Annotated in this window: 19 protein-coding genes and 1 pseudogene; 6 read left to right on the forward strand and 14 right to left on the reverse strand. The window is 65.5% G+C overall.

From position 1 onward, the window contains the following. Positions 1 to 28: 28 nt before the first annotated feature. From ssb to flbT, 10 genes and pseudogenes are all read right to left on the reverse strand, one after another. A complete protein-coding gene (gene ssb / locus Q8K84_RS16105; protein ID WP_305283730.1) occupies positions 29 to 508 on the reverse strand; it encodes a single-stranded DNA-binding protein in 480 nt (159 codons plus the stop codon). A gap of 98 nt (positions 509 to 606) precedes the next feature. After that, on the reverse strand, positions 607 to 993 hold the full coding sequence (locus Q8K84_RS16110; protein ID WP_305283731.1) for a hypothetical protein: 387 nt from the start codon (positions 991 to 993) through the stop codon (positions 607 to 609). Between the two features lie 39 nt (positions 994 to 1,032). Then, positions 1,033 to 1,728, reverse strand: coding sequence for a hypothetical protein (locus tag Q8K84_RS16115; protein ID WP_305283733.1), 696 nt, complete (start codon positions 1,726 to 1,728; stop codon positions 1,033 to 1,035). Positions 1,729 to 1,875: 147 nt separating this feature from the next. Further along, on the reverse strand, positions 1,876 to 4,653 hold the full coding sequence (locus tag Q8K84_RS16120; protein ID WP_305283734.1) for a hypothetical protein: 2,778 nt from the start codon (positions 4,651 to 4,653) through the stop codon (positions 1,876 to 1,878). A 149-nt stretch (positions 4,654 to 4,802) separates the two neighbouring features. Further along, complete coding sequence (locus Q8K84_RS16125) at positions 4,803 to 5,633, reverse strand: flagellin (RefSeq protein WP_305283736.1); 831 nt, start codon at positions 5,631 to 5,633, stop codon at positions 4,803 to 4,805. A 189-nt stretch (positions 5,634 to 5,822) separates the two neighbouring features. Next, a complete protein-coding gene (locus Q8K84_RS16130; RefSeq protein WP_305283737.1) occupies positions 5,823 to 5,987 on the reverse strand; it encodes a flagellar protein FlaG in 165 nt (54 codons plus the stop codon). A gap of 252 nt (positions 5,988 to 6,239) precedes the next feature. Next, positions 6,240 to 7,067, reverse strand: coding sequence for a flagellin (locus Q8K84_RS16135; protein WP_305283738.1), 828 nt, complete (start codon positions 7,065 to 7,067; stop codon positions 6,240 to 6,242). Between the two features lie 297 nt (positions 7,068 to 7,364). Continuing rightward, positions 7,365 to 8,195 (reverse strand): flagellin, encoded by an 831-nt coding sequence (locus Q8K84_RS16140; RefSeq protein WP_305283739.1) that lies wholly within the window; start codon positions 8,193 to 8,195, stop codon positions 7,365 to 7,367. A gap of 284 nt (positions 8,196 to 8,479) precedes the next feature. Further along, a pseudogene (gene flaF / locus Q8K84_RS16145) lies at positions 8,480 to 8,845 on the reverse strand (flagellar biosynthesis regulator FlaF). Next, complete coding sequence (flbT, locus tag Q8K84_RS16150; RefSeq protein ID WP_305283912.1) at positions 8,805 to 9,230, reverse strand: flagellar biosynthesis repressor FlbT; 426 nt, start codon at positions 9,228 to 9,230, stop codon at positions 8,805 to 8,807. Before flbT ends, flaF begins: the two are co-directional and overlap by 41 nt. A gap of 197 nt (positions 9,231 to 9,427) precedes the next feature. On the opposite strand from flbT, the gene Q8K84_RS16155 reads away from it, so the two are divergent. The 3 genes from Q8K84_RS16155 to Q8K84_RS16165 all read left to right on the forward strand — a co-directional run bounded on the left by Q8K84_RS16155 (position 9,428) and on the right by Q8K84_RS16165 (position 13,133). Continuing rightward, positions 9,428 to 11,242 (forward strand): tetratricopeptide repeat protein, encoded by a 1,815-nt coding sequence (locus Q8K84_RS16155; protein ID WP_305283741.1) that lies wholly within the window; start codon positions 9,428 to 9,430, stop codon positions 11,240 to 11,242. A 147-nt stretch (positions 11,243 to 11,389) separates the two neighbouring features. Next, positions 11,390 to 12,262, forward strand: coding sequence for a MoxR family ATPase (locus tag Q8K84_RS16160; protein ID WP_305283743.1), 873 nt, complete (start codon positions 11,390 to 11,392; stop codon positions 12,260 to 12,262). 79 nt (positions 12,263 to 12,341) lie between these two features. Then, the gene (locus Q8K84_RS16165) at positions 12,342 to 13,133 is read left to right on the forward strand and encodes a hypothetical protein (RefSeq protein WP_305283744.1); all 792 of its coding nucleotides are present in this window, start codon (positions 12,342 to 12,344) and stop codon (positions 13,131 to 13,133) included. A gap of 17 nt (positions 13,134 to 13,150) precedes the next feature. Here the strand turns inward: Q8K84_RS16165 and Q8K84_RS16170 are convergent, their stop codons facing one another. Both Q8K84_RS16170 and Q8K84_RS16175 read right to left on the reverse strand, forming a co-directional pair. Beyond that, positions 13,151 to 13,522, reverse strand: coding sequence for a hypothetical protein (locus Q8K84_RS16170; protein WP_305283746.1), 372 nt, complete (start codon positions 13,520 to 13,522; stop codon positions 13,151 to 13,153). Between the two features lie 14 nt (positions 13,523 to 13,536). Continuing rightward, positions 13,537 to 14,349 (reverse strand): universal stress protein, encoded by an 813-nt coding sequence (locus Q8K84_RS16175; RefSeq protein ID WP_305283747.1) that lies wholly within the window; start codon positions 14,347 to 14,349, stop codon positions 13,537 to 13,539. A gap of 170 nt (positions 14,350 to 14,519) precedes the next feature. Between Q8K84_RS16175 and Q8K84_RS16180 the strand changes: the two genes are divergently transcribed. From Q8K84_RS16180 to Q8K84_RS16190, 3 genes are read left to right on the forward strand one after another with little or no spacing between them, the layout of a single operon-like run. Next, positions 14,520 to 15,113 carry a YfbR-like 5'-deoxynucleotidase gene (locus Q8K84_RS16180; protein ID WP_370867883.1) on the forward strand — a complete coding sequence of 198 codons (594 nt, stop codon included), beginning with the start codon at positions 14,520 to 14,522 and terminating at the stop codon, positions 15,111 to 15,113. A 6-nt stretch (positions 15,114 to 15,119) separates the two neighbouring features. Beyond that, positions 15,120 to 15,632, forward strand: coding sequence for a tyrosine phosphatase family protein (locus Q8K84_RS16185; protein WP_305283750.1), 513 nt, complete (start codon positions 15,120 to 15,122; stop codon positions 15,630 to 15,632). Continuing rightward, positions 15,632 to 16,654 carry an NAD regulator gene (locus Q8K84_RS16190; RefSeq protein ID WP_305283751.1) on the forward strand — a complete coding sequence of 341 codons (1,023 nt, stop codon included), beginning with the start codon at positions 15,632 to 15,634 and terminating at the stop codon, positions 16,652 to 16,654. Before Q8K84_RS16185 ends, Q8K84_RS16190 begins: the two co-directional genes overlap by 1 nt. On the opposite strand, the gene Q8K84_RS16195 is transcribed toward Q8K84_RS16190, so the two are convergent. Both Q8K84_RS16195 and Q8K84_RS16200 read right to left on the reverse strand, forming a co-directional pair. Further along, on the reverse strand, positions 16,590 to 17,552 hold the full coding sequence (locus tag Q8K84_RS16195) for a sterol desaturase family protein (protein ID WP_305283752.1): 963 nt from the start codon (positions 17,550 to 17,552) through the stop codon (positions 16,590 to 16,592). The genes Q8K84_RS16190 and Q8K84_RS16195 overlap by 65 nt on opposite strands. Then, on the reverse strand, positions 17,552 to 17,941 hold the full coding sequence (locus Q8K84_RS16200; RefSeq protein ID WP_305283754.1) for a hypothetical protein: 390 nt from the start codon (positions 17,939 to 17,941) through the stop codon (positions 17,552 to 17,554). Before Q8K84_RS16200 ends, Q8K84_RS16195 begins: the two co-directional genes overlap by 1 nt.

Here is a 17,941-nt window from a genome sequence, read left to right on the forward strand (position 1 = left end):
CCTTCGACAATCTTGTGGTTGCGACTCCCTAGAAGGGGATCTCGTCGTCCAGGTCAGCGGAGAAGTCCTCTCGCGGGCCAGAGGGCTGGCTGCGGGGACCGCTGGAGGCGAAGCCGCCGCCAGAGCCGGAGCCACCGCCCTCATCCCCATCGCCGCCACGGCCGTCGAGCATGGTCAGTTCGCCACGGAACTTCTGCAGAACGATTTCGGTGGAGTACTTTTCCACCCCGCTCTGGTCGGTCCATTTGCGGGTCTGGATGGCGCCCTCAATATAGACTTTGGAGCCCTTGCGCAGATAGCTCTCGGCCACCTTCACCAGGTTCTCGTTGAAGATCACCACCCGGTGCCACTCGGTCCGCTCTTTACGCTCGCCGGACGACCTGTCCCGCCAGGTTTCCGAGGTCGCGATGCGAAGATTGGCCACCCGGTCGCCGGACGACAGGGCCCGGATTTCCGGGTCAGCGCCCAGATTGCCGACCAGAATGACCTTGTTGACGCTGCCCGCCATGTCGATGTCCTTGAAGTTCCAGAAAATTTAAATCGCGGCGAGCACCAAGGCTAACCCCGCACGACGGCGCGATCAACGCCAATGTTCCACATACGTTCTTATGGCGCTGGCGCCTGAGGCATGGCCCCGGGGATCGCCAGACGCCCATCGCCCGTGCGGACCAGGGCCAGATAGCGATTCTGCTCCCAGGAGCGAGAGGTGAAAATGCCCTGGCTCTGGACGAAGATGAAATTCCCCTGATAGGCGCCCGCCAGCGTCCGGGTGGAGCCCCCCATCTGCAGGAACCGAATCCGAATGGCCTCCAGGGCCGCGGCGCAGTGCTCCAGATCCGGCTGAGTTCCGGGGATCTTATTGTACTTCAGCGTGCCCTCAGGGGTGCGAACCACCTGATAGCAAATCCCGCGATCCCCTGGGGGAACGGTCCGCTTCTGACAGGCGCCAAGCGCGAGGGCGCAGGCGCCCAATAGGATGACAGTTCTCAACATGGTCAAATCCTACACCTGGAACGCGGCGAGGGCGAAGCCTCAACCGACCGGCGCGACGGCGCAGTTCGGGCCCTGGTCGGCCAGAGTTCGGAAGCGGCGGTTGTCGGCCGAGACCTCCACCCGCCCCGGCACCAAGCGCAGGGTCTGCTGCATCCAGCGTCCGTATGTGGCCGCTCCCGGCGCTTCGCAGCGGCCGCCGAACAGGGTCTGGACACAGGCGTTCAAGGTCAGGTCACCGGGCAGGCGGCGCCACTCGGCGTCCGTGTAGCGCCAGCAGGCGCCAGCAGGCGCAGCTTGGCCGACGGGCCCAGGCAGGCTCGCGGGCGGGCTTGCGTCGCCAGGGCTCGCGGCGGCCGGGGTGGCTGTCTCTACCGGCGGCGGCAGCGGTGTCAGCACGGTGCCGGCGGTGTCGGCCGCGGCCAGGGCGCCGGTCTCATCGACCCCAACATCCAGCGCCCCGGTCGCCACGCCATTGCGCTGGGCGCATTCGGTCAGTGTGACCTCGCCAACAAACTGCCCGCTGACGAAGCAGCGCAGCGGCCTGGCCGGGTCAAGACGTCCGTCGTCCATATCTGTAGTTTCGACCACCAGACCGGCCTTCGAAGCCGGTGGCGCCTGAGCCGGTTCATCTCCGCCACGGGCCAGCAGGCCGACGGCGATGCCCATGCCCGCCAGCAGAGCTAGCGCGCCCCCGATGAGGGACAGCACGATGCGACGGTCGTTCAGGAAATCCATAGAGCCTCGCAAGCGGGGGTTCCTCCCAAAGACCACATCGGCGGCGAAAGCGCGCCGACAAAATCAGTCCTTGGCCACGTGCAGGCGCGCCTGCGCGATCAGAGGCTGGCTCTAGACCGCCCCCGCAACGGTTTCAAGAACGGGAGATCAACCGCCGCCGGTCAGACGGTCCAGGGCGGCCTGATAGTTCGCGATGCGGGCGGTCATATAGGCCGGCGCCTGCCCCGTAGAAGCGGCCGCCCGCTGCGCGAGCACGCTCTTGGGCGTCGCAGCGTCGCGCAGGTCTGTATAGATGCGGCGGATGACGCCCTGCGCCTGAGTCAGCTCAGATACGGCGTGCCGGACCTGCTCGGGGGTGCTCAGATTGATCCCGGAATGTAGCCCCAGACCATAGAAGTCGGCCTTGCCGTCAGCAGCTACTGTCTTACCGTCCTCGACCTTGCTGGCGCGGACGACGCCTTCCTTCAGGCCGAGCACGGACAGGGCGTCTTGCCCGTCCTTGCCGGGCGTCAGTTCGATCACCGACCGATTGTTCAGGGGCTTGATCTGCAGGCGGCGAACGCCATCGGTCACCGTCGTCTCGACCTTGACCTGAAATCCCGTCTCCCGACGGATTTTCAGCATCAGACTTTCCAGGGTTTCATCGACCGCAATGGTGATCGCCTTCGGGCGTCCGCCATTGGCGCTGATGTTGAACTGATCCCCGGCCCGCAGAGCGCTGACGGCGGTCAGTTTCGATGAACTGCTAAAGCTCAGCTCGCCGGTGGGCAGGCCCAGGCGGTCAAGCACGCTGGCGCCCTGCTGGGCTATGGCGATAGAGCCGGGCACGGCGTGCCCGTCCTTGCCGGTGAACTGCTGGGACCATGCGACAGCGCCGGCGGCGATATCCAGCCGGGCCAGGAAGCCATCGACGGTTCCCTTGGCGGTCAAGTCAGGCAGCGCGCCGCCGGCCTGGCCGGTAATCCATACCTGGCCGTTCGAGACGGCGAGGCCGGCGGCCTGATCGTCCCCTGCCCCGCCATAATAGGCGACCGCATCCGATGGGGTGCTCGTCAGGTCAGCGGAAATCTGCGCGGCGAAGGCGTCGACGCCGCCGGCGTGGGCGCGGGTCACTGCGCCAGCGTCGAGGGCGGTGTTGCGCGTCGAGCCGGCGATCACCAGTTGACCGCCATCCAGGGCGAGGCCTGTGATGGAGCCGCCCTGCAGATCCCCGAGATCGCGCATCGCGGTCTGGACCGGCGCCCCGCCGGAAATATCAAAGCGACGGACCACGGCCCGACCGTCTTCGATGCTGGCGGTCACCAAGGCGTCCCCATCCACCACCAGACCGGCCGGCCGGTCGTCAGCAGCTGTGCCAAAGGCTTGGGTGAACAGGGCCACGGGCTCACCCTTGGTGTTGACGCCGAAGCCTTCCACGTAGGAATCCCAGCCGCCGATCGAGGTTGCGCCGGGCATGGTCGATTTGGAGCGGCCGGCGACATAGACATTGCCGTCGGCGCCGAAGGCGATCTGGCTGGCCTCGTCCTCGAGACGGGCGCCGCGCCGGGCGGTCCAAAGCTCTTCGCCCTTGTCGTTGAACACGGTGACGAAGCTGTCGCTCTTGTCGGCGAGGGCCGCCGAAGCGCTTGAGTTCAGGGGGCCATCGACGGCCCCGTTCAAGCCGCCTGTCACCGAACCGGCCACTGCGACCTTGCCGTCTGCAGACACCGCCAGGGCCAGGCCCTTGGCGTCCTCAGACGCGCCCACAACGCGGGTATAGAGCAGCTTGCCTGCGGAATCGTACTTCATCAGGGCGACATCGCGGGCGCCCTTGATCGACTGGCCCCCGGCCTCGCCGGTGATATCGGCCAGAACATAGACAGAGCCGTCAGGCGCCACCTGTGTGGCTCTTACAGTTTCAATCGCGCCTTCAAGGGGTTTGGAGAAGACCCGTCCCTCAACCCAGTTGGCCTCGCCCGCGCCTTGAAGCGGGGCGGCGACAGCGCCGGTCTCGGTCTGGAACTTCAGGAGCTGATTGACGAAGACGGCGTCTTTGGTGTCGGCCTTGCCGTCAGGATCCGGATCGCCAACCTTCTGAGCCAGGTAGACCGCCGGCGCCGTCGCCACCGCCTGGAAGGTGACCTTCTCGGTGATGTCGGTCTTGATCTTCATGGCCCACTGATCAGGCGCGGGGGCCAGCTTGATGGTCTTCCCGCCAGACTGATAGGAGCGCTCAGCGCCCGGGATCCGCTCCTGGGCGAATCGCGTGGTGACCCCGGCAGCCTCCAGCTTGGCGTTGATGTGATTGATCACATTGGGAAGGGTTCTCGACTGAGCCCCCATCTCAGCCAGGTCAATCTGCACCGTCAGGTTGGAGTTGACCTGCTTAATCGCGATGTCAAAGCGCACATCGCCCTCAAAGCCGGGGACCGAATTGGTCGCCAGTCCGGTGACCAGCGGGGCGGTCACGTATTCTGTCTTGGCCCTGGCGATGCCAATGGAGGCGCGGGCCGTATCGGCGACCTCGGCGAAGCCGAGCCGGACCTTGTCGAACTTGGCGGTGTCCACATAACTGGTCACCTCGGCCATGCCCTTGGTGAAGGCTTGCAGGATTCGATTCGAATCAAAGCTGGTGAGGTTCTTGGTGTTGGCCTTTTCGGCCAGCGCGGTCAGGGTGTTTAGGCCCTGATAGAGCGCAAACAACTTTTTGTAGTCGGAGCTGGCCCCCGACAGGTCCAGGGTCGCGGCGCCCTCGTTGATGAGCTTCGAGCCTTGCAGCGCCGATTTTAGAAGAGCCGAAGAATCGACCGGCTTCGCCTGCGGCGACCAGGGCGCCGTCGGCGCGTACTTGGTTGCGACGCCGCCGCCAGAGCTCGATGCGCCGCCCAGGCCTGTCAACTTGGACTGGTAGTAGTTCACCAGCAGGTTGGAATCGAAGCCGATCAAGGGGTCCCCCTCGCAGGCAGTCGCCCGCGTCGACATGATCAGGCCTGCAGGGCTTACAGGCCGTTAAGCGGTACTAAGAAAGATGGGGCCGAGCCAGCCGACCGGCCCGGCCCCATGTCGACGCCCCGTCTGAAATGCGGAAGTCAAACCTAGCGGAAGAGCGACAGGATCACCTGCGGCGCCTCGTTGGCGATGGAGAGCGCCTGGGCGCCGAGCTGCTGTTGCACCTGAAGCGCCTGAAGCCGCGCGCTTTCCTTGGCCAGGTCTGCGTCAACGAGGTTGCCAACCCCGGACAAAAGCACGTCGGTCAGCTTGGAGACGAACTTGTTGTGCGCTTCGATCTGCTTGGCCTGAGCCCCGAGACTGCCCAGCGACTGGTTCACATTGGCGATTGAGGCGTCCAGCTGAGTCAGAATGCCGCTCGCCAGGGTCGCCGTCGTGATCGACGCCGTCGACGCCATGGTGATGATCGTGCCGCCCAGCGACATGTTCTGGGTCGAGAGCGTGATGTAGGCGTTGGCGTCGGCATTGGCGAGGAAACGGATCGAACCGGCAACCGAGCCGTCGAGGATGTTGGCGCCGTCAAACTCAGAGTTTTCAACGACCTGGGTGATCTGACGGAGGATCGACTTGAAGTCTGAGTCCAGGGCCTGCCGGGACGAGGCGTCCAGGGAGGTGTCCATCGCGGAGACCACCTTCTCCTTCAGCTGGACCAGGAGGTCGGACACAGATTCCCCGGCGGCCATCGAGACTTCCGAGATGGATTGAGCCCGGTTGAGGCTCATTTTAACGGCCCCGAGGGCGCCGATATCGGCCCGCTGCCCCTGGGCGATGGACCAGACCGAGGCGTTGTCCTTGGCGTTGCCGATCTTGAGGCCGGTGCTGATGCGGTTCTGAACGCCCGACAGTTCGTCGTTGGTCCGGTTCAGATTCTGCAGTGCGACCAACGCAGATTTGTTGGTGTGAACACTGATCGCCATGGCCCGGACCTCCTTCATCGTCCGCCGCCCGCCTCGCCTCGTGGGACGAGTCGCGGGTTGCTGTTCGAGGAGCAAGCTATGGAATCATGGTGTCTAGATGGTTAACGCGCAAACGGCGGCGCCCGCCGCGGCGAACCGAGGCGGTTGAAACGACTCATCTAATTCGGATCCGGCAGGCCGGACCGGGGCTCAGATCTCGGTGCTCACCACGTCGCCAACCTCGTACTCGGGGCGGTCGCGCATCTTGAGAACCTCTTCCCGCGGGATTTGCGAGATCACCTCGCCGGTGTGACGATCGACGGTCTTGTAGACATAGGCGCCGACTGCGGCGTCTTCCTCGATAATCAATCTCAAATCAGCTTGTTCAGACTTTGGGGCGGGTCGCCGAGCAACTTCCGGGTTGGCCCTGGTCGCCGGAGGCGCGGGCCGCTCAAAGCTGGCTCTGTTCGTGGCCGCCACAGCCGCCACTCTATTGTCCATTCTGTCTTGGCCGGGACCTTTCTGTCGCCGGCCTCCCTGCTAGAGGACTGCGGCGGGCGGGGAAGTCGCCTCCCCCGCCGGCTACAGCCGGCCCCAGGCGCCAGGCGCCTGAGGCCGGTAAGCGGATTAGCGGAACAGACCCAGCAGCGAGGAGCTGGAGCTGTTGGCGATGGACAGGGCCTGAATGCCCAGCTGCTGCTTGGTCTGCAGCGACTGGAGACGGGCGCTTTCCTTAGCCAGGTCAGCGTCAACGAGGTTGCCCACGCCGGCGTCGATCGTGTCCTGCAGCTTGCCGACGAAGGCGAAGTGCGAGGACAGCGCCTTGGAGCCGGTGCCGAGCTTGGACAGGGCCGAAGACACGTTGGCGATCGAGGTGTTCACCGTCGCGATCATGGCCGCGGCGGTGGTTTGAGTGCCGATGGAGGCCGTGGCCGTCACCGTCACGTTCGCGCCGCCGAGCGCCAGGCTCTGAGCCGCAACCGTGATCTTGTTCACGCCGTCGGCCGAAGCCAGGGCCGCGACCGTGGTCGGGGTCGTGGCCTTGATCATGTTGGCGCCGTTGAACTCGGCGTTGTTGACAACCTTGGTCAGCTGGTCGCGCAGGGCCTTGAAGTCATCGTTCAGGGCCGTGCGGCTGGCGGTGTCCAGGGTGGTGTCGGAAGCGGCAAGGGCCTTTTCCTTCATCTGGAGCAGGGTGTCGGAGATGCTTTCGCCGGCCGACAGGGCCACGTCCACGGTCGAGATCGAGCGCTGGAGGGAGTCCTTGACCGAGTTCAGGGCGCCGGAGTTCGAACGCTGATTCTGGGCGATGGCCCAGACGGCGCCGTTGTCCTTGGCGCTGGCGACCTTCAGGCCCGTATTGATACGGTTCTGAACTTCGCCGAGTTGGCCGCTGGTCTTGTTGAGGTTCTGCAGGGCGACCATGGCCCCGATGTTGGTGTTAACGCTATTCATGCGCCTAGGTCCTTGTTCTTAAGGAAGCCGACCGTCGTTTTGACCGCCGTGGGCGTTTTGCCCGGACCTATAGGCAGCAACGGACGCGCCAAGTCGCCTTGGCGGGATGCTCGCTCTCAAATCTCTGGAATCATTGCGTTATAGGTGCATTAGGCACGTTTTGGCCCGGCAAATTCTGCCGATGCTCGAGATGCCCGGTAATTTCTGCCGAGCATGACCCGGCAAAAATCGCCGGGCGCGCCCTGCCCGGTGAAAAGTCTGCCGGGCGGCGCAGGTGCGCCGCCCGGCCTCAAGACGTTAACGGAACAGCGACAGGATCGAGCCTGACGACTGGTTGGCGATGGACAGGGCCTGAATACCCAGCTGCTGCTTGGTCTGCAGCGACTGGAGCTTGGCGCTCTCCTTGGCCAGGTCCGCATCGACCAGGTTGCCAACCCCGGCGTCGATGGAGTCTTGCAGCTTGCCGACGAACTCCAGGTGCGAGCTCAGCGCCTTGGAACCGGTGCCGAGCTTGGACAGGGCCGAAGACACGTTCGCGATCGAGGTGTTGATCGTCGCGATCATGGCCGCAGCCGTCGTCTGGGTCGCGATAGAGGCCGTCGCCGCAAGAGTCACATTGGCGCCGCCAAGCGCCAAGCTCTGCGAAGCCACCGTGATCTTGTTCACCCCATCAGCGCTCGCGAGCGCTGCGACCGTGGTCGGCGTGGTGGCCGTGATCATGTTGGCGCCGTTGAACGTGGCGTTGGTGACCACCTTGGTGATCTGGTCGCGCAGGGCCTTGAAGTCATCGTTCAGGGCCGTACGGCTGGCCGTGTCCAAGGTGGTGTCAGAGGCCGCGAGAGACTTCTCTTTCATCTGCAGAAGCAGATCGGAGACGCTCTCCCCCGCCGACAGGGCCACATCCACGGTCGAAATCGACCGGGAAAGGGATTCCTTGACGGCGTTCAGCGCGCCGGAGTTGGACCTTTGGTTCTGGGCGATGGCCCAGACGGCCCCGTTGTCCTTGGCGCTGGCGACCTTCAGGCCGGTGTTGATCCGGTTCTGGGTGGTGCCGAGGTCCGTGTTGGTCTTGTTGAGGTTTTGCAGCGCAACCATGGCGCCGACATTGGTGTTGACCGAGTTCGACATCGTCTTGTCCTTCCATTCTGGTCGGGTATCCGGCGATTTTTCGCCGGTGAGCCGTTTCATGGCTCATGTGAGACATCGCAATTGACGCGCCACGGCCGGGCCCACGAAGTGCCCGCGTAAACAACTGATTTACTTCGATTTTTCATACCACCGAAACCACGCCGACGGGGGTCTGGGCAGGAATGGCCGAGTCAAACCTGCCGGGGCGGCAGGAATGAGCGGCCAACGAAAAAGGCCCGGCTTTGGGCCGGGCCTTTCAAATGCAGCTCTGCGTCGTCAAGCGCTCAGGCGGCCTCGGCGGCCGAGGGTGACAACCCCTGCATGATGATGCGGTTCACGTCGATCAGGGCCTCGAAGTCGTCTTCCCTGCGAATCACCGCGCTGGTGTGCTTCTGCACCCAGATGCTGAGCGAGATGATCTAGGCCCGCAGGGCCTCGGGCAGATTATTGTCGGAATGGGCGCAGTCGTCCCCCAGCGCAATCCACAGGCGCCGGTTCCAGTCCAAGGCGTCGGCGCGGGTCCCGAAGTCCAAGGGATCGGCCTTCGACGCTTCAATAAGCGCGCGAGTCACCTGGGCGAAGAGGCGGTATTCCGCCTCGCGCGGGGACTCAGCTCTCTGCGCCGCCTGTTGGTAGGCTCTTAGGGACATTACCGAACACCTCGTCCTCGTAGTCGATGAGCTTCCGGCACAGCATGAGCGCCTTGTAGTATTCGCGGGTCATAGCGTGCTTGGATATAGAGACGCACTCGGCAAGAACAGCGGGATTACGCACCGCGCTCATGAACTCCGAAAGGCGTCGGACAAATTCGTCGTAGTAACGCTCGGCTCCGGCCTCATCGAGATACATCATCATGACCGGGAAGTAGACCCGCCGCGCCGGCGTGGTCACCTCATCCTGCTGCATGATGTCCTTCTCACGCAGAACAGACGCCTTGTTCTGGAGCACCAGGGTTCCACGGCGATCACCGTTCTGAACGACAGCGCCGTTGAGAACGAACTTCTCGCCCGGTTTCAGCGATAGCTTGAGCGGCAATGCTCGACCCCCAAATACGCGCCCCGACGCGTTGAGCCCTGGCTGGCTGCCGGTAAGCGGCGCAGCGGACAGGCCCAAGCTAGGCGGGGACTGTTAACGACCCCTTGCTGGCGCTGCGACGGAAGGCCGCGCTTAAACAAGGCGTAACCATAATGACGCGAAGCATCCACAGGTTCACCCAGGAAATGGAGTCGGGGATGACGCGCCCAAGCCGGACTGGCGATGCATCAGCCATTGCGCTGTCCGCCGCACAGGCGAGCCCGCTGAACCTCGGGCGCGCCGCCGACGCCATGGGGGCGGCCGGATCCCATGACGCCCTGCGTCGGCTGAATGCGGCTATCGGCGAGTTGAAGGCCCTGGCGATTGAGCCACTGCTGAGCCGAGCCGTGGCGGCTCTGGAGGCCGAGGATCACCAAGCCGGCGCGCGCCTGGCGATACAGGTCCTGGAGCAGGACGAACGCAACGGCTTTGCCTGGTACCTGCTGGCGATCGCGCGGGAGCGGGCCGGCGATTTTGTCAGTTCCATCACCTGCTACGAATCGGCGCTGGCCCTATTGCCCAATCAGGCCGACGTGGCCAATGACCTTGGCCGCCTCGCCTTTCGAATGGGCATGAAGGCCGAAGCCGAGAAGCTGTTCCGACACTTCCTGGCCGCCAAGCCCAACCATCCGGAGGGCGCCAACAACCTTGCCTGCGCCGTACGGGACCAGGACCGGGCTGACGAGGCCATCGAAATTCTGCGCCCCGCCATCGAGGCCAATCCCTCGGCCGCCATGCCCTGGAACACCCTGGGCACCATCGTCACTGAGCAGGGTGACCTTGCGGCGGCCCACACCTTCTTCGACGAGGCCCTGCGACTGCAGCCACAGTTCCCCAAGGCGCAGTACAACCGGGCCAATGTCCGGCTCTCTCTGGGAGACGCCGACGGCGCCCTGGTCGATTGCGACATCGCCCTGGCCGCGACGGTCGCCCGGGACGAACGGCAGATGATGCGCCTGTCACGGGCGACCATCCTTATGGAGCTCGGTCACACTGCGGAGGGCTGGGAGGACTATGAGGCCCGCCTAGACCCGCAGTTCGCAGACTCCACCCAGTTCCAGGCCCCTGGGTCGTCCTGGAGCCCGGAGACTGATCTGGCCGGACGCTCGCTGCTTGTCTTTGGAGAGCAGGGCCTGGGGGATGAGGTGATGTTCGCCAACCTGATCCCCGATGTGATCGACGCGCTGGGCCCTCGGGGGCGCCTGATTCTGGCCGTGGAGGCGCGACTGGTCCCCCTGTTCCAGCGCAGCTTCCCCCGGGCCGAGGTGGGCGCGCACGCGACCTACGCCGTCGACGGCCGCACTGTCCGCGTGGCGCCCTTTCTGTCTGAGGATGCTCCGCCGGAGCTCTGGGCCCCGCTCGGCTCGCTCCTGCGTCGCTTCCGCCCCTCCGTCGAGGCCTTTCCAGCCCAGGCCGGCTATCTGACGCCGACGTCCGAGCGCGTCGCCCATTGGCGTGAGGTGCTGGACCAGGCGCCCGCCGGGCTCAGGGTCGGGCTGCTCTGGAAGAGCGGCCTCATGAACGGCGCGCGGCGGCGTTATTTCTCCGCCTTTGAGGCCTGGCGGGAGGTCCTGGCTGTTCCTGGGGTGAGCTTCATCAACCTCCAGTACGGCGACTGCGCCGAAGAGCTGGAACAGGCCCGGAAGGAGATGGGCGTCGACATCTGGACCCCGCCCGGGATCGACCTGAAGCAGGACCTGGACGACATCGCGGCCCTGACCTGCGCCCTCGATCTTGTGATCGGCTTTCCCAACGCCACGGTGAATCTCGCCGGCGCCTGTGGGGCCAACGCCTGGGTCGCCTCGGCGCCGGGCGCCTGGCCACGCCTGGGGAGCGACCACTACCCCTGGTATCCGCAGATGCAGGTTTTCAAAGCCCCGGCCCTCGGGGAATGGGGACCGATGCTCGCAGACATGGCCAGCGCCCTGCGCCGACCCGGCGGCCCGCGCCTGAGACGGCAGATCGAGCCCTGAGGTCGGCCATCAGGCGCGCAGATAGGTTCTCACCGCTCAGGATCGCTCAAGCCGCTTGAATGTCCCGCGCCGCCCTTTAGGTTGGCGTCAGTTGAAACATTTGTTCGAATGCGGGCGTCCTTGGACCCGCACATATTGGGAGCTCATATGGCCGAGCGTTTCGAAGGCACAGACGATTACGTCGCCACCGAGGATCTGAAGGTCGCCGTCAACGCGGCCGTCGCGCTGGAACGTCCCTTGCTGATCAAGGGTGAACCCGGCACCGGCAAGACCGTGCTGGCCTATGAGATCGCCAAGGCGCTCGACGCCGAGCTGATCACTTGGCACATCAAATCGACCACCAAGGCCCACCAGGGGCTCTACGAGTATGACGCCGTCACCCGCCTGCGCGACAGCCAGCTGGGCGACGAGCGGGTCAAGGACGTCAAGAACTACATCAAGAAGGGCAAGCTCTGGGAGGCGTTCGACGCCCCCAAGCGCCCCGTCCTGCTGATCGACGAGATCGACAAGGCCGACATCGAATTCCCCAACGACCTCCTGCAGGAGCTCGATCGGATGGAATTCTACGTCTATGAGACCAATGAGACGATCAAGGCGGCGATCCGCCCGATCGTGATCATCACCTCCAACAACGAGAAGGAACTGCCCGACGCCTTTCTGCGCCGCTGCTTCTTCCACTACATCCGCTTCCCCGACGCCGACACGATGAACCAGATCATCGAAGTCCACTATCCCGGGATAAAGCAGAAGCTCGTCGCCGAGGCCCTGCGCATCTTCTACGACATGCGCAAGGTGCCGGGCCTGAAGAAGAAGCCGTCGACCTCGGAGCTTCTCGACTGGCTGAAGCTGCTGATGGTCGAGGACATCGACGCCGAGGCGCTGAAGGAACGCGACCCCACCAAGTTGATCCCGCCGCTGCACGGGGCCCTGCTGAAGAACGAGCAGGACGTCCACCTGTTCGAACGTCTGGCCTTCCTGGCGCGGCGTGAAGGCGCCGGCGGCTCGCGCCCCGGCCAGTAGCTCAAGCTTACCGCGATTTCACTCGACCTCCCGGTCGCTCCCGTACACCGTCAACTTGAAGGCGTACGGGAGCTTCCGGATGAAGATGTTACTTTTGGCTGGCGCGGCCAGCGCGCTTGTCACCCTGACCGGCTGCGCCCAGCCGCTTGAATCCGCGGCGATGAAAGGACGGCTCGACTGTCCCGAGTCCAGGGGCCAGTTGACCCGGCTGAGCCAGGCTGATGACGGCCAGTCCTGTCGCTACAGGACCCGGGACGGGGCCGATGTCGAGCTGCGACTGGTCGCCGTGGATGGCGATCCCCGCGCCATGCTGGCCAAGCTGGAAGCCGAGCTTGGCGACCTGTCCCCTCCGGCCGCCGCTGCGGTCCCGGTCTCAGATGGCGCCACCGGTTCTGCCGAAACGACCGAGGCGGCGAAACTGGCGGCCAGGGCGATCGCCGAGGCCGAGGCCGACGCTTCGGGCGACAGCGACAATGTTCAGGTCAGCCTCCCCGGAGGACGGGTCAATGCTCAGAGCGAGTCGGTCAGCATTGCGCTGCCAGGCCTGAAGATCGACGCGGCGGAGGACACCGCGCAGGTCAAGATCGGCCCCCTCAATATCGACGCCTCAGACGATGGGGCGACCGTCAGGATATACCGCGAGGTGCGTCTTCGCGGAGAATCCCTCTCTCGGGAGCGGCGGGGTATCCGCGCCACCTACATCCTGGCCGGCGGTCGACAGCCGAGCGGAACCACCTATGTCGGTCTGGAAGCTGGCGGCCCAAAATCAGGTCCGCTGGTCGTCGCCATCGTTTCGTCCGCCACCAATGATGAAGATGCGGAGATCCTCGAGGACATCCAGAAACTGGTGCGCGAGAACGGCGGGGTCTGAACGACCCCGCCGACGCCTCAGGCCGCGACGACTTCCATCACCTTATAGGTGAGCGGGCGACCGTCCTCGTCAGTGATGGTGACGTATTCACCGATGGCGAAGCGATGCTCGCCCAGCCGATGCACCGGCTCGTCATCGTCGGTGTCAGTGGAGTCATAGTCGAAGAACCAGTGCCTCCCCTTGCGGGCCAGACGACCGTCGGCCGCCGGCTCGTCGGGGGCGAAGCGGCGGACAACACATTCGGCCTTTTGCTCGGCATAGGCCGCCTCATCGAGAAAGCCATCGGCCGTCAGCGGCGCCGTCAGGGCGTAGCCGCGATGGTCGTCTCCCCCGGCGAACTCGGTGCCCGGATTGCGGGCGAGCCGCATGACAATGCGCGAAAGGGTCATGAACGACCTCGTACTTAGTGTGACAGGAACAGGGACGGAGAATCCGCCGCCAGCAGTGAACGCGTTGTGCCGCCGAAGATGAACTCCTGGAGACGCGGATGGCCGAAGGCTCCGGCCACCAGGATATCGGCCCCAGCCTTCTGGGCGGCGTAGAGCAACATGGGGGCCGCCTCGCCGGAGTCGGGCAGCATCTCAAACTCCGCGGTGACGCCGCGGGCGGCGAAGTAGGATTGAAGCCGCGCCGGGTCGAGGGCCCGTGTCGTCGCCCGGGGCGCTGTCAGGATCACGACCTTGCTGGCCTTCTGCAACAGCGGCACGGACTGGCGAGCCGCCCGGGACGCCTCCTTGCCGCCGTCCCAGGCCACGGCCACGACACCGCCCACCTTGAGGCCGGGCCTGGCGATGATGACCGGTCGCTGCTCGTCGGCCAGCACCTCCTGAAAGGCCTCGGCCAGGGGCCCCCGTCCACGGCCCGGTTCGTCCGAGAAGATCACGACGTCCGACAGTCGGCACTCGGCCGACAGGTTGGCCCATACCGGCGTCTGGAGCGCCAGGAAGCTCTTGGCGTCGTAGGCCAGCGCGGCGACGGCGGCGCGCGCCTTCTTCTCGCCGACGGCCGCAGCCTCCTTGAGGGATTCCAGGGCGGTCGCCTGGACGCCTCCCATAAAGCCCTCGCCCATCCAGGGCATCACATCAGCGACATCGGCTGGCGTGTAGACGCCGGCCAGTTCGGCGCCAAAGGCCTGGGCCACAAGTGCGCCGGCCTCCAGCGCAACTTGGTCGCTCTCGCCGCCAGACAGCGGCGCCATGATTTTCGCCCAGGTCATTTGCTTCCCTTTTTCCTCAGGTCCCGATGATGCGTGCGCCGTTCGAACCGTGCATTGATCTTTGCCAATCTCACCGTGGTCGAACGCCTTGACCATGGCACAGTGAAAGGAACGCCGTGATGAGGAAAGGGCTGCGTCGAACCCCTCGTGAACCTCGGGCCTGGCAGAGGATGCTGTCTGGGCGACGACTGGACCTGCTGGATCCCTCCCCCATGGACATCGAGGTGGAGGATATCGCCCATGGGCTCGCCCGAGTGGCGCGCTGGAACGGACAGACCGTGGGCGAGCACGCGTTTTCCGTCGCCCAGCACTCCATCGTGGTGGAGGAGATTGTCGCCCACCTACAGCCCGATATCGAGCCCCGCTGGCGTCTCGCCGCCCTGCTGCACGACGCGGCCGAATATGTGATCGGAGACATGATCTCACCGTTCAAGTCGGCCCTTGGCCTCGACTACAAGCTGTTCGAGGCGAGGTTGGAGAGCGCGATCCATGTCCGCTTCGGGCTTCCGGCCAAGTCGCCGGCCTCGGTCAAGACCCTGATCAAGCGGGCCGATCATGCCTGCGCCTATTTTGAGGCCACCCAGCTGGCGGGCTTCGCCGCCGATGAGGCCGTGGAGCTTTTTGGCGCGCCGCCGGCGGGCTACGACCTGCACATTGAGCCACAGCCCCCCTCCGTCGCCCAGGCACGTTATATTCAGCGCTATCATGTGCTGTCGGAGGCTGCGGGATTCGCCCCGGCCGACGCAGCCTTCAATACGGAGTAGCCAGACATGACGATGATCGTCTGCGGCCTGGCCGACCTGCCCGGGGTGATTTCCGCCCGACGCCCCTCGCACGTGGTCACCCTGCTCGATCCCACGACCCTCATCCCGACGCCAGCGGGCATAGCCCCCGACCGGCATCTGCAGCTGGGCGTAAATGACATCGCCCATCCCATGGAGGGCATGACCGCGCCGCAGGCGGACCTGGTCACCCGGCTGTTGGACTTCGCCCACTCGTGGGATGAGAGCGCGCCCATGGTGGTGCATTGCTGGGCCGGCGTTAGCCGCTCGACGGCCAGCGCCTTCACCCTGGCCTGCGCCCGCAGCCCAGAGACGGACGAGGCGGAGATCGCCTGGACCCTGCGCAGCCTCGCCCCGCACGCCTATCCGAATCGACGGATCGTCGCCCTGGCCGATGACATGCTGGGCCGTGGCGGGCGCATGGTGGACGCGGTCGCCGCCATCGGCGGCAATGGATATGTCAGCCTGGGCGCGCCCTTCGATTTCGCAGCCCGACACTGATGGCCCGCGGCCCCGCCCCGCCCCCTGTCGTCATCGGCCTGTCGGCGGTGGTGGTGGCCGTGCGCGACGCGGAGGCCATGGTCCTGACCGTGCGCCCTCGCGGCTTGACCGGCGACCTGGCCGCTGAGCCCGCCGGCCTCCCCTTTGGTCCCTTTGATCCGGACGGCCATCGGACGTTCGAGTTGGCCCTGCGGGCCTTCGTGACGGCTCAGACCCGGTTTGACCTGGGCTATGTGGAGCAGCTCTACACCTTCGGTGACCGGGGCCGAGACGCCCCCCTGGCCGACATGGGGGCCGGCGCGGAAAGCGCCCCGGGCGCACCCCCAAGCCGCGTGATTTCGGTGGGCTATCTGGCCCTCACGCCCCAGGCCGTGGACACCGAGGCGCCGGACACCAGTTGGGCGCCATGGACCAGGTTCTTTCCGTGGGAGGACTGGCGGCAGGGCCGCCCCGCCGCCGCCGTGCTGATCGAGGACGCCTTGCGGCGCTGGTCGGATCGTGCGCCGCCGGCGCAACGGGACCTCCGTCTGGCTCGGGCCCGCCTAGCCTTCGCCCTGGATGGCGCGCCCTGGAACGAGGAGCGCGTCCTCGAACGCTATGAACTGCTCTATGGGGCCGGCCTGACCCCGGAAGCCGCCCGGGACCGGGGTGAGACCTCAGGCGAGCGGTCAGAAGCCCTTCGCGCCGCCCTGGGGGCGCCGATGATCTCGGACCACCGAAGGATACTCGCCACCGCGCTGAGCCGCCTGCGGGGCAAGATCAAGTACCGTCCAGTCGTCTTCGAACTGATGCCCGAAGCCTTCACCCTGCTGGCCCTGCAACGGGCGGTGGAGGCGATCGCAGGCGCCCCGCTGCATAAACAGAACTTCCGCCGCGCCCTGGAGCGCAGCGGGCTGGTCGAGGGACTGGGCCGCATCGACGCCGACACCGGGGGGCGTCCGGCCGAACTGTTCCGCTTCAGGCGGGAGAGTTTGAATGCGCGGCCGGTGTCGGGGCTGTCTCTGCCTTTGCTTCGGGACTGACGGACTCCTTGCCCTGGGCGGCCGCCCAGCGGGCGCGAATCTGCCGAGAGGTCTCCCGGGAGCCGTCATGGCTCCAGCCAGGGGGGCCGATGACATAGAGGGCGAAGTCCCTCAGGGATCTCGCCTTGAGCAGATCGCGCCCCATGGCGGTCCATTCATGAAAGGCGACCCGCAGCGGGTTGAAGGTCGCCAGGTTCTTCACGACCCCATAGCGGCAAGGCTCAGTCTCCAGCTCAACCTGGAAGGTTCCGAACATGCGGTCCCAGATGATCAGGATTCCCGCATAGTTGCGGTCGAGATAGCGAGGATTTCTCGCATGATGGACCCGGTGATGGGATGGGGTGTTGAACACCGCCTCGAACCATCGCGGCATCTTCCCGATCGCCTCGGTATGGATCCAGAACTGGTAGACGAGGCTGACCCCCTTCTGGATCGCCACCATGGCTGGCGGAAACCCGATCAGCGACAGGGGCAGCCACAGCAGCCAGGTTCCCGCCACCCCACCGGTCCAGGTCTGACGCAGGGCGGTGGAGAGATTGTAGTGCTGCGAGGTGTGATGATTGATGTGGCTGGCCCACCAGAACCGCCGCTCATGGGACAGCCGGTGGAACCAGTAGTAGGTCTTGTCCTCCAGCAGGAAGATCAGCACCCAGGCCCAGACCGCGGTCATGGGAATGTCGAACAGGCGGTGCTGATAGACCCACAGGCTTGCCGCGAAAATGGCCCCCGCCGTGGCCAGACCCGCCACCGAGCTGCCCAGTCCCATGGCCAGGGAGGTGAAGGTGTCCTTGGGCTCGTAGCGGGCCCGCACCCAGCCCAGTCGCCCCAGGAGCAACTCCAGCACGATCGCGAGGATGAAGAACGGGACGGCCAGACCGACCGGATCGATATCGTCCATCAGGCGGCCAGGTCCTTGGGCGGCCAGTTGTCGAAGGCCAGCACTGCGCGCGGGGCCGCCATCTCGTCCAGGCGGATGTCGAGCAATCCATTGCGGAACATGGCCGAGGACGCCTGGCACCAGGACAGACGGCGCGCCGCATAGCCATCGCCGACCTGGATCAGCACCAGGGCGCAGGCGCCGGACCTGGCCAGGGCGCCGCGGCCCTCCCGGGCGATCCAGAGTTGATCGACCCGCCAGTCTGGAAAGTCCTCGGCCAGCAGGTCACGGGCGCGGGCTTCATCGAGCCCCGGTGAGGGCCGGCCGATCCGCGCCCAGGCGGCCAAGCCCACGAGCACCGCAACGGCGGCCATGGAGCCGGTGAATTGTATCAGGAACGCCTTGTCCAC

The organism is Phenylobacterium sp. (genome assembly GCF_030679875.1).
In the GTDB taxonomy this organism is placed as follows: domain Bacteria; phylum Pseudomonadota; class Alphaproteobacteria; order Caulobacterales; family Caulobacteraceae; genus Phenylobacterium.

What these genes read in the sequence shown, in the direction of transcription:
- ssb (WP_305283730.1), bottom strand. Translation starts at nt 508, where the DNA reads ATGGCGGGCAGCGTCAACAAGGTCATTCTGGTCGGCAATCTGGGCGCT.
- Q8K84_RS16110 (WP_305283731.1), bottom strand. Translation starts at nt 993, where the DNA reads ATGTTGAGAACTGTCATCCTATTGGGCGCCTGCGCCCTCGCGCTTGGC.
- Q8K84_RS16115 (WP_305283733.1), bottom strand. Translation starts at nt 1,728, where the DNA reads ATGGATTTCCTGAACGACCGTCGCATCGTGCTGTCCCTCATCGGGGGC.
- Q8K84_RS16125 (WP_305283736.1), bottom strand. Translation starts at nt 5,633, where the DNA reads ATGGCGATCAGTGTTCACACCAACAAATCTGCGTTGGTCGCACTGCAG.
- Q8K84_RS16135 (WP_305283738.1), bottom strand. Translation starts at nt 7,067, where the DNA reads ATGAATAGCGTTAACACCAACATCGGGGCCATGGTCGCCCTGCAGAAC.
- Q8K84_RS16140 (WP_305283739.1), bottom strand. Translation starts at nt 8,195, where the DNA reads ATGTCGAACTCGGTCAACACCAATGTCGGCGCCATGGTTGCGCTGCAA.
- Q8K84_RS16155 (WP_305283741.1), top strand. Translation starts at nt 9,428, where the DNA reads ATGACGCGCCCAAGCCGGACTGGCGATGCATCAGCCATTGCGCTGTCC.
- Q8K84_RS16160 (WP_305283743.1), top strand. Translation starts at nt 11,390, where the DNA reads ATGGCCGAGCGTTTCGAAGGCACAGACGATTACGTCGCCACCGAGGAT.
- Q8K84_RS16165 (WP_305283744.1), top strand. Translation starts at nt 12,342, where the DNA reads ATGAAGATGTTACTTTTGGCTGGCGCGGCCAGCGCGCTTGTCACCCTG.
- Q8K84_RS16170 (WP_305283746.1), bottom strand. Translation starts at nt 13,522, where the DNA reads ATGACCCTTTCGCGCATTGTCATGCGGCTCGCCCGCAATCCGGGCACC.
- Q8K84_RS16175 (WP_305283747.1), bottom strand. Translation starts at nt 14,349, where the DNA reads ATGACCTGGGCGAAAATCATGGCGCCGCTGTCTGGCGGCGAGAGCGAC.
- Q8K84_RS16180 (WP_370867883.1), top strand. Translation starts at nt 14,520, where the DNA reads ATGCTGTCTGGGCGACGACTGGACCTGCTGGATCCCTCCCCCATGGAC.
- Q8K84_RS16185 (WP_305283750.1), top strand. Translation starts at nt 15,120, where the DNA reads ATGACGATGATCGTCTGCGGCCTGGCCGACCTGCCCGGGGTGATTTCC.
- Q8K84_RS16190 (WP_305283751.1), top strand. Translation starts at nt 15,632, where the DNA reads ATGGCCCGCGGCCCCGCCCCGCCCCCTGTCGTCATCGGCCTGTCGGCG.
- Q8K84_RS16195 (WP_305283752.1), bottom strand. Translation starts at nt 17,552, where the DNA reads ATGGACGATATCGATCCGGTCGGTCTGGCCGTCCCGTTCTTCATCCTC.